At 48.1% G+C, this 12,000-nt stretch carries 10 protein-coding genes; 4 read left to right on the top strand and 6 right to left on the bottom strand.

Annotated features, from left to right (window positions below):
* From ACFTRD_RS22885 to ACFTRD_RS22870, 4 genes are all read right to left on the bottom strand, one after another.
* Nucleotides 1-417, bottom strand: a complete 417-nt coding sequence (locus tag ACFTRD_RS22885) for a BlaI/MecI/CopY family transcriptional regulator (protein ID WP_379384047.1) — start codon at nt 415-417, stop codon at nt 1-3.
* A 245-nt stretch (nt 418-662) separates the two neighbouring features.
* Nucleotides 663-2,126: a catalase gene (locus ACFTRD_RS22880; protein WP_379384045.1), complete on the bottom strand. Its 1,464-nt coding sequence runs from the start codon at nt 2,124-2,126 to the stop codon at nt 663-665.
* 249 nt (nt 2,127-2,375) lie between these two features.
* On the bottom strand, nt 2,376-3,182 hold the full coding sequence (locus ACFTRD_RS22875; protein WP_379384043.1) for a winged helix-turn-helix domain-containing protein: 807 nt from the start codon (nt 3,180-3,182) through the stop codon (nt 2,376-2,378).
* Complete coding sequence (locus ACFTRD_RS22870; protein ID WP_379384041.1) at nt 3,158-3,553, bottom strand: Fur family transcriptional regulator; 396 nt, start codon at nt 3,551-3,553, stop codon at nt 3,158-3,160. Before ACFTRD_RS22870 ends, ACFTRD_RS22875 begins: the two co-directional genes overlap by 25 nt.
* A gap of 328 nt (nt 3,554-3,881) precedes the next feature.
* On the opposite strand from ACFTRD_RS22870, the gene ACFTRD_RS22865 reads away from it, so the two are divergent.
* On the top strand, nt 3,882-5,006 hold the full coding sequence (locus ACFTRD_RS22865) for a GGDEF domain-containing protein (protein WP_379384039.1): 1,125 nt from the start codon (nt 3,882-3,884) through the stop codon (nt 5,004-5,006).
* Nucleotides 5,007-5,126: 120 nt separating this feature from the next.
* Here ACFTRD_RS22865 and ACFTRD_RS22860 read toward each other — a convergent pair whose 3' ends face one another.
* Entirely contained in the window at nt 5,127-6,065 is a 939-nt protein-coding gene (locus tag ACFTRD_RS22860; RefSeq protein WP_379384037.1) for an aldo/keto reductase family protein, read from the bottom strand.
* Nucleotides 6,066-6,328: 263 nt separating this feature from the next.
* Between ACFTRD_RS22860 and ACFTRD_RS22855 the strand changes: the two genes are divergently transcribed.
* Entirely contained in the window at nt 6,329-7,342 is a 1,014-nt protein-coding gene (locus ACFTRD_RS22855) for a LacI family DNA-binding transcriptional regulator (RefSeq protein ID WP_379384035.1), read from the top strand.
* Nucleotides 7,343-7,391: 49 nt separating this feature from the next.
* Here ACFTRD_RS22855 and ACFTRD_RS22850 read toward each other — a convergent pair whose 3' ends face one another.
* Entirely contained in the window at nt 7,392-9,029 is a 1,638-nt protein-coding gene (locus ACFTRD_RS22850; protein WP_379384033.1) for a histidine kinase dimerization/phospho-acceptor domain-containing protein, read from the bottom strand.
* A gap of 480 nt (nt 9,030-9,509) precedes the next feature.
* Between ACFTRD_RS22850 and ACFTRD_RS22845 the strand changes: the two genes are divergently transcribed.
* The gene (locus ACFTRD_RS22845; protein ID WP_379384031.1) at nt 9,510-11,471 is read left to right on the top strand and encodes an anaerobic ribonucleoside triphosphate reductase; all 1,962 of its coding nucleotides are present in this window, start codon (nt 9,510-9,512) and stop codon (nt 11,469-11,471) included.
* Nucleotides 11,468-11,965: an anaerobic ribonucleoside-triphosphate reductase activating protein gene (gene nrdG / locus ACFTRD_RS22840; protein ID WP_379384029.1), complete on the top strand. Its 498-nt coding sequence runs from the start codon at nt 11,468-11,470 to the stop codon at nt 11,963-11,965. The genes ACFTRD_RS22845 and nrdG overlap by 4 nt, the downstream gene beginning before the upstream one ends.
* Nucleotides 11,966-12,000: the final 35 nt, after the last annotated feature.

Here is a 12,000-nt window from a genome sequence, read left to right as displayed (position 1 = left end):
TCAATCGGTATCCTTTTTCCATTGTTTGATCTTTTGCTCCAGACGTTCAATCAAGCCTGCGTCTGCTTCATCCAGTGCATCCAGCATGTGATTCAAGGCCAATGCTCCGAACTCATCCACCAACTCATGTGACAGTTCCTTCGATTGGTCGTTCATAAATTCCTCCCTGCTCTGCACCGGATGGTACATTGATGTTCGGCCCTTCTGCGACTTGCGGAGCAACTCCTTGTCCACGAGACGATTCATCACCGTCATGACGGTATTGAAATTAACGTCTTTTTCTTGTTCAAGTGCAGTTTGCACTTCACGGATGCTGCTGCCTGGACGTGCCCATAAAATGTCCATGATCTTCGCCTCCAGCGGACCGAAAAAGCGGTTCAGTCCACGCTCTCCTACTTTGAAATTGTGTATTCTCATGTTCAGACACCCCTCACACTACTCATTGTAGTGCCAACAATCGAGAAGTCAACCTCTATGTCAGCTATTTATTGTAAATGATTTGTAAATATGTTTTCCATTTCTGAACATTGTTTGCATATAACAGGGCCTCTGTATTGATGAAAAAAGCTTAAAGGCCAGGCAGATCTGCACTTCTGCAGTCCTGCCCAGCCTAATACAAAAAAATTGATTATTCTTTTCAGAAAAAAGATGAAATAAGTGCCTTACTTACGATCTTGTGACGGCATAAATGCGGATACATCCACACCAAGTCCATGAGCCAAACGACCACCTAGCTGTCCATCTGCCTGGAAGAAATGACATAGTGCACGCAGCTGGGTCTGTTCCGGTGTAGCCTTCAGGTCATTGATCAGGTTATCGAGCAAGTGTTGCTGCTCCACCGCCGTAAATGAACGGAATAATTCCCCTGCCTGCGTATAGTTATCTGTCTTTTCAATTTTCTCGCGCGTAACATGCCCATGGATCGGTGCTTGACTGTCACGGTATTCCGGTGCTTCCAGCGGACTGCTGCCGGAACTGTTCGGTTCATAGTTTACCGGGGATGGGTCCTGATTCACATTCATGAGTCCATCGCGTTGATGATTGCGAACCGGAGCATAAGGGCAGTTCACCGGAATCTGCAAATAGTTCGGTCCGAGGCGGTGACGCTGTGTATCCGGATAAGAGAACAGACGGCCTTGCAGCAATTTATCTTCGGAAGGCTCGATTCCTGGCACCAAAGCACTTGGTGAGAAAGCGGCTTGCTCTACTTCTGCAAAGAAATTTTGTGGATTACGATTCAATGTCATGGTTCCGATGGTCTGGAACGGCAGTACATCTTCCGGCCATGTTTTGGTTGGGTCAAGTGGATCAAATGCAAAATCATCCATCTGCTCCGGTTTCAGCAATTGCACCTGCAGTTTCCACTGCGGGTATTGTCCTTTTTTGATATGCTCGTGTAAATCCCGGGTGGCATGATTGAAATCCTGTCCTTGTACCTCAGCCGCCTCTTGACGAGAGAAGCCTCGTACGCCTTGAGCCGATTCCCACTTATATTTCACATAATGGACTTGCCCGTGAGCATTAATCCATTTGAAGGCGTGTACGCCGAATCCATCCATCTCACGATAACTTGCCGGCGTACCCAGATCGGAGAACAACCAGGTCATCATATGTGTTGACTCCGGTGACAGTGTCATGAAGTCCCAGTACCGTGCAGGGTCCTGGATATTCGTATCCGGAGCAGGCTTCAGGGAATGAACCATATCCGGGAACTTCATGGCATCACGGATGAAAAAGACAGGCAAGTGGTTACCCACAATATCGTAGTTGCCTTCCCGAGTATAGAACTTTACAGCAAAACCACGTGGATCTCGCGCTGTCTCGGGTGAACCCGTACCGTGAATGACCGTGGAGAACCGAACCAGTACATCCGTCTCTGTGCCCGGGTCTTGCAAGAAATCGGCTGTTGTATAAGCCTTCATGCTCTTCTCCAGCGTAAACACGCCATGTGCACCGGCACCTCTCGCATGTACGACCCGTTCTGGAATCCGTTCACGGTCAAAGTGGGCGATCTTCTCAAGCAGATGATAATCCTCAAGTAATGTGGGACCTCTTCTTCCTGCTGTGCGGGAGTTCTGGTTGTCGCCTACGGGTGCGCCCTGATTGGTTGTCATACGTTCTGTCATATCGTTATCCTCCTCATGTTGGTCTCATGCCTGCTGTATATACTCTATTCAAATCATATTCGTCGTCAGATTAAATATACATTTAGACTTGATCTAACTGTTAAATTGATTCTAACATGTCCCACTCGCTCCTTGCATGAGGTTCGCATGAGATTAAGATGAGTTTTCTGAAACGTTCCATGAACGAATCATGAATATGTTCGAGATGCTTAGAAGTTGTATCGCCCTGTACTCACAAAAAAAAGCGGACTAATCCGCAAGGCGGTAGCCCACTCCTCTTACTGTTACGATATATTGCGGCGAAGCTGCGTTATCGCCAAGTTTTTTGCGCAAGCTTTTGATATGAACATCCACCACGTTGCTTCCACCTGTAAAATCAGTCTCCCATATATCGCTGAGCATCTCCTCACGGGAAATCACCGCGCCTTTGGCGTCGATCAGCTTCAGCAGCAGATCATACTCAGTCTTGGTCAGATGAATGCGGTCATGATCCCGGTGTACACTCATTCGCTCACGGTCCAGCCACAGATCCTTGAAACCGATACGTTGTCCTTCCTGAGGCAGGAAGCCGCGTTTGGGTGCCGCCGGGCTATTGCCGATCATGCGCTGTACCCGATACAGTGCTTCCTGCGGACGGGCTGGCCAAACCAATAATTCCTCTTGCAGCATCGGACCGCTGGCACTGCCAATCATCTTCTCCCCCACCAAATACAGGCATGGGGTTGCATATTCTGCTTCCCGATTCAGACGGCTGCTGATTCCGGCAAATGCATCAATAGTTCCAGCAACAGACAGATCATAGATCAACAGATCAAATACAAGCCGTTCATGCAAATCGGGCTCCCAGCGGTGAAACACCAGCACATCGAAGCAGCTATCCGTAAGTGCCTTGACAAGCTCATGTACTTGACCGGGCATCGGACTGATCAGAATGATGCGCCTCGTGACCGGACAATTATCCACAAGTGGCGTTGATTCGGACAGGGCAGGCTTGACCCGAAGTGGCAAACGGCGACCGGACAGGTTTATTTTTACTTGACCCGTTTGCTTCTGCATTCCTCGCAGACACCTCCAAAGACCACATGAGCGTGATCAATCGCATATCCGGTTTCCTCCGCGACTTGTTTCATCCACTGCGGAGGAACTTCTGTCATAACTTCGTCAACCTTACCGCATACTTCGCACATAATATGCTGATGCTCATCCATGCGGGCATCATAGCGACTGGCTGTCTCGCCCAGCTTAAGCTCCCGGATCAGTTCTTTGTCAGTCAAGTAACGGAGCGAATTATATACCGTACCATAAGCCAAATTATATCCTTGCTCCACAAGACGGTTCATTACTTCCGCAGCGGTAGGATGGTCTTCGGAATGACGGACTACATCGTAAACAGCTTGGCGCTGTATTGTCAGGTTTAGAGTTCTCACCAGCATTCTCCTTTATTTACCCATTCAAAAGTCAGCATTTTGCATCATTCGATTTAAATCTTCGGATGTATGCAAAATGCTCAAATATATAAGATGACACAGCAATCTGCTGATTGCTATGATTCCCTGAAAAATCAAAATCAATTTTGACTTAGATTAAGTATAAATCTCATTGTATATTGATGTCAATATCCGCTCTATTTTGTTCATGATAGGCTTTACCAAGGCTTTTCCCAGCAATCGCCTCTTATATTTGGGATAATATGGTTCGCTACTCCACTTCATTTCAGCTAAAATATAGGAATGTGCGCTAAAGGAGGGATGCTGGTTGTTAAGCACGTTTTTCGTCAATCTCTGTGTTATGATCACGTTCATGTATGTGTCCGGAATCATTGCCAAATTTAATCGTATCCGTTTGCCCTTTCCCTCACTGCGTGTTCAGATGATTGGTGGTGTACTGTTCGGGATCTATGGGACTGTACTAATGAATTATTCCTTTCCTTTGAACGAAAGCACTATCGTGGATTTGAGACATCTGGCCATCGTAACAGCCGCTGTGTATTTGGGAGGACTGGCTTCAGTCATCACGGGACTCGTCATCTCTATTCTGCGTGTTGTGATGTTTGGAGTATCCTCCGCTGCCATTGATGCAGCATTCGTCATGACCATCATTGGACTGTCGGGTGTATATTTCGCCTATGCTCCCTGGTCAAGATTAACCAAGATCATTACCATGAATCTGCTGGGTATGGCCCTGATTTTTGTCATCCTGATGCTAAATACCTCCAGCATGAATTCTTTAATGAAAATATATCCGGTTCAGATGACCATTTCCTTTGTCGGTGGAATCTTTATTTATTTCATCGCAGAATTCATCAATAAATCCAATGAGATGTTGTTCCTGCTCGAACGAAGAGCTTCTACCGATCACCTCACCAACCTCAGTAATCGCAGACAATTTGAGAAGTCACTCGAACTGGAGCTGGAACGGGCGCGGGAATATAAGCAAAAGCTCTCATTGCTGGTCATCGACATTGACCGGTTCAAAAAAGTAAATGACACCTTCGGCCATACGTCAGGTGATGCAGTCCTCAAACAGCTTGGACAATTGCTCATTGAACATGCCCGCTCGGCTGACATCGTCTCTCGAAACGGAGGCGAGGAATTCGCCATATTGCTGCTTGATTGTGGTCATCATCAAGCCATGGCTATTGCGGAATCCATCAGGCAGTCTGTGGAGAAATACCATTTCGCCTTGCCTGATGGCAATACGATCCGGCTAACCATCTCGATCGGCGTGGCTGTTTTCCCTGATCATTGCGATGATCGGGATGACAATGATTTCTTTGAACAGGCAGACCGTGCGTTATATGAAGCCAAGAATACAGGCCGCAACCGGGTGTGTGCCATTCCGCTGCGCTCCACGCCACTCTCTTCCCAAAGTCCATTTTGATCCGAGTACGCCAAAAGGGATGTCCCAGCAAGCCACTACAGGCTAACCGGAACATCCCTTTCTCATTCGTGTTGATTCACCAGAACAACCCATGTGATTGGATCTTGTGTCAAGCCAATATCAGGCCAATATTTGTTCGATTTCTTCGACGATGGCAGCATCCAGCTTCACACCGGAAGCGGCTGCATTCTCTTTCACCTGTTCTGGTCGGCTTGCCCCTACAAGTGCACTGGATACATTGTTCTGACGCAATATCCATGCCAGAGCCAATTGACCGACCTTCAGGTCCAGCTTGTCCGCGACTTCAATCAACTGGCGAACCTTGCCGATCCGGTCAGCGTTGATTTTGCCCTCATCCCAGCCCAGCTTCGCTGCCCGGCTGTTCTCGGGGATATCGGACACCGAAGTATATTTACCCGTCAGCAGCCCTTGTGCCAGCGGGGAATATACGACTTGTCCAATACCTTTGCGTTCACCCAGCGGAATGATCTCACTTTCGATATAACGGTCAAACATATTGTACACCGGCTGGTTCACTACGATATGGTCCAGCAACAGACGATCAGCGGTACCCAGTGCAGCTTCCATCTGTGCCGCTGTCCATTGGCTAACACCAACGTAGAGCACCTTGCCCTGACGCACCAGATCATCCAGTGCGCGCAGTGTCTCTTCAATCGGTGTTTCGGTGTGATAGCGATGGCAATAATATATGTCTACATAGTCAACACCCAGCCGTTGCAAACTGGCTTCGCATTGTTCCTTGATATGTTTACGGGACAACCCCTGGTCATTTGGACCGTCGCCCATTTTGCCAAATACCTTGGTTGCAAGAACATATGAATCACGGGAATACGCTTTCAAAGTCTGCCCTAGCAGTTCTTCTGCTGCACCCCGTTCGTACACATTGGCTGTATCAAAAAAGTTGATACCTTCATCGAATGCGGCTTCAATTGATTTCACCGCATTTTCACGTTCCACATACCCTCCGTATGTCAGCCAGCTGCCCAGGCTGATCTCGCTTACTTTCAGTCCGCTTCGACCCAATCTGCGATATTCCATTGAATGCACATCCTCCTCTAATAAACTGATTAATGATGAAGTTCCCTTTCTATTGTAACGTAATCAGCTCGGATTAAAAGGGCTTTGGGGCAGAATTTGAAAGATAGATAGCAATCCATCTGAATTCCTGAAAATTTTGAATCGTTCCCGGTGCGCCCTATTGACCAGGAATAGCGGACAGACCACATCTTGAAATCGTTTTCATTTGGATTTATAATGAATTTGAATTAATTGTCAATTACTTATTTGGAGCTGTGAAGAATATGGATGTCAAAATTATTGATGTAGCTGCCATTGCAGGCGTATCCCCGGCAACCGTATCGCGGGTCATTAATCAGCATAGCAAGGTTAGCACAAAAACCAAAAACAAGGTGATGCGTGCCATTGAACAGTTAGGTTATCACCCCAACGCAGCGGCTAAAAATCTTCGTTCGCAGAGATCGATGACCATTGGCGTCATTGTTCCGGATATCAATAATGCTTATTATGCCGAAATTATCAAAGGCATTGAGAACATTGCATATGCCCGCCATTACAAGGTCATTATATGTGATGCCCATAACCTGAAAGAGCGGGAAGTCGAATATCTCAATTTGCTGCTGGATCGGACCATTGACGGAGTCATCATTATCACGCCCTTGCTGGCGGATGAAGAATTATTCCAGCTTGCGGATAAAGGATATCGTATTGGCATCGTCGGAAAATATGTTGAACATACTCAGATCCCTTGTATTTATACGGACAACGTGAAGTTTTCCCAGGAAGTTGTTCAGCATCTGGTAGAGGCCGGACATAGCAATATCGTTTTCTTAAATGGTTACCCCGAAGCGATCGACAGCTATGAGCGGCTGGAAGGCTATCTGAAAGCCTTGCGCAATCATCAGATTCCATTCCGCCCTGAACTGATAGAGAATGGGAATTTCAATGAAGAAGGTGGGTACGAAGCCATCAAAAGACTGTTTGACAAAGGGCTGACCTTCACCGCTGTATATGCGGCTAATGATGAAATGGCTCTTGGTGTATACAAGGCATGTGCGGAATATGGCATCCGTATTCCCGAGCAACTGGCTATTGTAGGTGTAGACAACAACCGGATCAGCAAATATATTCACCCCACGCTAAGTTCGGTTAACCAGCCCAAGTATACAATGGGGGCCATTCTGATGGAGAAGATGATTGACATGATGAATACCAATGAATTTCAGGACAAACGTGTATTCAAAGTCGACTCGGAGCTGCTTATTCGAGCTTCTTCTTCCTTCAAAACAACAAAATAAAACGCACCCTTAACAGGTGCGCCCGAGATAGTCATGTCTCCTCATTCTCTTAATGCAAAATAATGCTTAATGCATTCAATAAATCCGCCTGCTTCACCGGCTTGGTCAGGACCGCATCAAACACATCCGCTTCATGCGGATCGATGTGCATGCCATATGGAATCAAAACAATAACTGGCGAGTCTGTAATCAAACGTTTCAGATCATGCACGAAATCCACAGCACCACCCTCTAGCAGCCCCATATCCACAACGGCCACATCTGGCTTGAAACCATCTTGAATCCAGCCATACGCCTCGGTTGTCACCGAGGTCATATGCACATCCATCTCCCATCTGCGCATCAGGGAAGAGACCCCTTGGAGAATGTCGGGGTCCTTTGCAAGCAATACCCTTTTACCCTTCAATCGGTGCTGAATGTTGGCAAGCTGGGGTAATTCCCAATGTCTGCGAAGTGGCAGGCTGATCTCGAATTCGGTTTCCTTGTCTCCTATGCCATACACCTGAATACGGCCATTCATAAGGAGGGCAAGGTTCTGGCTGACTGCCAAGCCGAGATTGGTTCCCACGAGCTTTTGTGTACTTATATGTCCGTCCAGATTGTTAAATGATCTGAGCTTTTGGTCCGATGATACCATTCGTCCGGTGTACTTCACATTCAGTTGAAGCATGCCTGTTTCCTCTGCATCCCCACCATCCACGGTTGCCGTAACCAATACCGAACCTGTGCGTGTCGAGTCTATGGCATACTGAATGACGTGTGCCAGCAATTGTCCAATCTTGATTTCATCCCCTACAAAAACCTGAGAAACATTCAGTCCAAGGTTCAATCCCAGCTCAATGTTTTTGTTCGTCGCAAGCCCCGCATAGAGATAGACCGTATTCTCAATCGTCGCTACCAGATCAAATGGATCATCATGTACGACCGTTTCACCTGCATCATTAATGTTAAAATTCATCATATTGTTCAACAGGGAGAGCAGAATGTTTCCGCTGGTTTCGATCATGTTCACATACTCGGCCTGCTCGTCCGACATATCCGGTGTACGCATCAGATCCGTCAATCCCAGAATGCCGTTCAGCGGGTTACGAATCTCGTGGCTCATCAGCGACAGCATCTGCGACTTGGTCATTGCTTCAGACTCGGCGCGTTCCTTCTCTGCCTGCAACTGTTCTTGCAATTGCTCCGAATCATTCAGCTTTTGCTTCTGAACATGCAGCGTATCTTCCAGGTCCACGACGTAACCGAGAAATACAGCCATCGCTTCCAACGTTTTCATATCCGTTTCACTGATAACATAATCGGGATCATCCATCAGACAGATGGTACCGAACGTTTCCCCGGATCTCCGCATAATCGGGATACCCACGAAGAAACGATTACCCAGTCCGCTTGTTACATCCATTGACTTCGTCAGCGGATGTTCACATGTGTCCGTGATGGTCAGGCTATTGCCCTTATCTCTCAATACCAGGCTGCAATATGAAGCTGCAAAAGGAAGTTCGCTACCCTTGGCAATCCACTCTTCCTTGCGGTTAAAAGCCTCCATAATGACATTGGTCACTCCATCATTCGTCGCGACGAAAATGGTATTCACCTTCATGATGCCGCTTAATACGTCGACTATATGTGACGCGGCTTCCTGTATATTTTCATAGAAGCCCCTTGTAATGCCTACCGTTCCCATGGTTCACCCCTCTTGTCTTAGCTGCACTTCTATTCCGTCTTGCACAGAATGATCCATTCGAGTAACGAGGGTCCTAACGCTCTGAATCAGCTGTCACAACCTATTCATATATAATTAACACCGCAGAAATCAAAAAGAATCACGAATGGATACCACGTTTATTCCTCTCACAGGAAATGTGGTATGAACGGCATGGTTAAATACGGAAAGCTAGACCAGTTGCTTCCCTGCACGTTTTCGATCCATTTCCACGCTTTGTCTATGGCATTCGCATGATAAATAGAAATTATACGCTTACCCTTCCCCTTTGGAAACCTTTATCCTTCAAGACCACCGACCTTGCGTGTCATGAGCCTACAACATGTGATGATTATCACACCCAAAAAACTATATATGGTTTATAAATGGATAGTACCAATCAACATATAGTAATCAACGAGTCTTTTTAATATACAAACCCATTATTAGGAGGAACCTGATATGAACGTGCTTGAGACCACCTCTCCCCCGGCATCCGACCTGCTATCCGATCTGGGAAGACGAATTATCGGCGCTGAAGATGCCGATACCCTGAGAGAGAATGCCAATCTGAACGGAGACTCGTTTAGCGGCAAGATGAGCAGGCTAGGTTCGGAGACCGCCAAGTGGCATGCCCTGCGTCATGTGCTGCCAGAGGAACTCGCTCTAGCTGTGGAGAACGGAGATCTGTATGTACATGATCTGGACCAGTATGCCCTTGGTACGACCAATTGTATCTTTATCCCATTTGACCGTCTGCTGGCCTCCGGCTTTAATACGGGCAACGGTTCGGTTCGCACGCCACAAACCATCATGTCTGCGATGGCACTGGTCGCCATTATTTTTCAGTCTCAGCAGAACAGTCAGTACGGCGGCGTATCCGCCAATAAAATCGACTGGGATCTGGCCCCTTATGTGAAACGCTCGTTCCGCAAGCATTACCGCAAGGGACAGCGACTGTTTGGGGAGAATGCCTTAATTGAGGATGAGCAGCTGCATCTGGATAGCCTTGAAGCGAAGGAGAGGTGTCCACAGGCCTTTGCCTTTGCCAAGGAAGAAACGGAACTGGAGACGGAACAGGCTGCAGAATCCCTGATCCATAACCTGAATACCATGAGCAGCCGTGCAGGCGGACAGATTCCGTTCACTTCGCTGAACTACGGTCTGTGTACTTCGGCAGAAGGCCGGCTGGTGTCCCGGTCGCTGCTGGAAGCCACGATTCGGGGACTCGGCAACGGGGAAACTCCTGTGTTTCCACAACATATTTTTCAGTGCAAGCAAGGAATCAATCAGGGCGAGGGTGAGCCCAATTACGACTTGTTCCGGCTCGCTGTGACCTGTTCTTCACGTCGCATGTATCCGAATTTTGTCAATGTGGATGCATCCTTCAACCTGCCCTATTACCAACCGGATGATCCTGATACAATCATTGCCACGATGGGATGCCGTACACGCACACTGGCTGATCGCTTCGGACGCAATCGCCAGAGCGGCAAGGGCAACCTGTCCTTTAATACCATCAATCTGGTCAAGCTCGGCATTCGCTATGGGATCTGTCAGGGAGCAAGAGCCGTCGCTGATCGGGCTGGCTTCTATACTGCATTGGAATCCGTCATGCACAATGCAGCTGCCGGACTGCTGCACCGTTATCATATCCAGATGCAACAGCCTGCCAAAGCATCGGATTTCATGATGCGGGAAGGCGTATGGGAAGGCGGCAAACGATTGGCTCCAAATGAACCGGTTGCCGACCTGTTGAAACATGGTACGTTATCCATCGGTTTTATCGGGCTGGCTGAGTGTATGACCGCTTTATACGGCCGTCACCATGGACAAGATCTCCATGTACATCGTGAAGCGCTGAATGTGATCCGTACGATGAGAGAGTTCTGTGACCGTATGAGTGAGCAGCATAACCTGAATATCACCTTATTTGCTACGCCCGCCGAGGGCCTATCCGGAAAGTTTACCAAAATTGATCGTGAGCGATACGGCAGCATTGCCGGAGTCAATGACCGGGAATACTACACCAATTCCTTTCACATCCCGGTCTATCATACCCTTCCTGCTTATCGCAAGATTGAGCTGGAGGCTCCTTTTCACACATTATGTAATGCCGGGGCGATCTCCTATGTCGAACTCGATGGGAATGTGAGGGCTAACACCACAGCTTTTCAACGAATCGTGCAATACGCGCTGGCCCAGGATATCGGGTATTTCTCTATCAATCATCCGATTGATCGCTGTCCTTCCTGTGGCTATGAGGGCGTAATTGGAGATGTATGTCCTGGATGTGAGGCTCATGAAAACCACGTGCATTTCCAGCGACTGCGCCGGGTGACAGGATATCTGACCGGTGACTATAAAGTACGCTTCAATGCAGCGAAGCAGGCCGAAGTGCGAGACCGGGTGAAACATCAGTGAATCTCTATGGTTATATCCCGGAATCAGTGAATGAAGGTACTGGCCTGCGTGCCGTGTTGTTCATCAGTGGATGCCGCCACGCCTGTCCGGGCTGCTTCAGCCCTGATTCGTGGAGCTTTCGGGCTGGTGAGCCATTTACGGAGGAGCGACAGCAGCAGATATTGCATGAAGTGATCACTCATCCCTTGCTGGAAGGGATTACGTTATGCGGAGGTGACCCTTTTTTCTCTGCTGCGGAGTGTACCTCCTGGGTTCGGCAGCTTCGGGATGCCCGGCCTGATCTGACCGTATGGGCCTATACGGGATTTGTATATGAGGAACTGATTACAGACCCGGCACGAGCGGAGCTATCCCGGCTATGTGACGTCATTATTGATGGACCTTATGTCGCAGCTGAGCGTGATGTGTCTTTACCCTTTCGCGGCAGCCGCAATCAACGGATTATAGATGTCGAGGCAACGCTGGCTGGCCAGACAATCGTTACAAGGCAGTAAAGCCTCCGAGTACACTCGGAGGCTTTTTCGTCATT

The sequence above is a fragment of the Paenibacillus sp. NPDC056933 genome (assembly GCF_042674385.1).
Classification (GTDB): Bacteria; Bacillota; Bacilli; order Paenibacillales; family Paenibacillaceae; genus Paenibacillus.
Note: the sequence above shows the minus strand (reverse complement) of the source record. Positions and strands in the feature narration are given on the sequence as shown.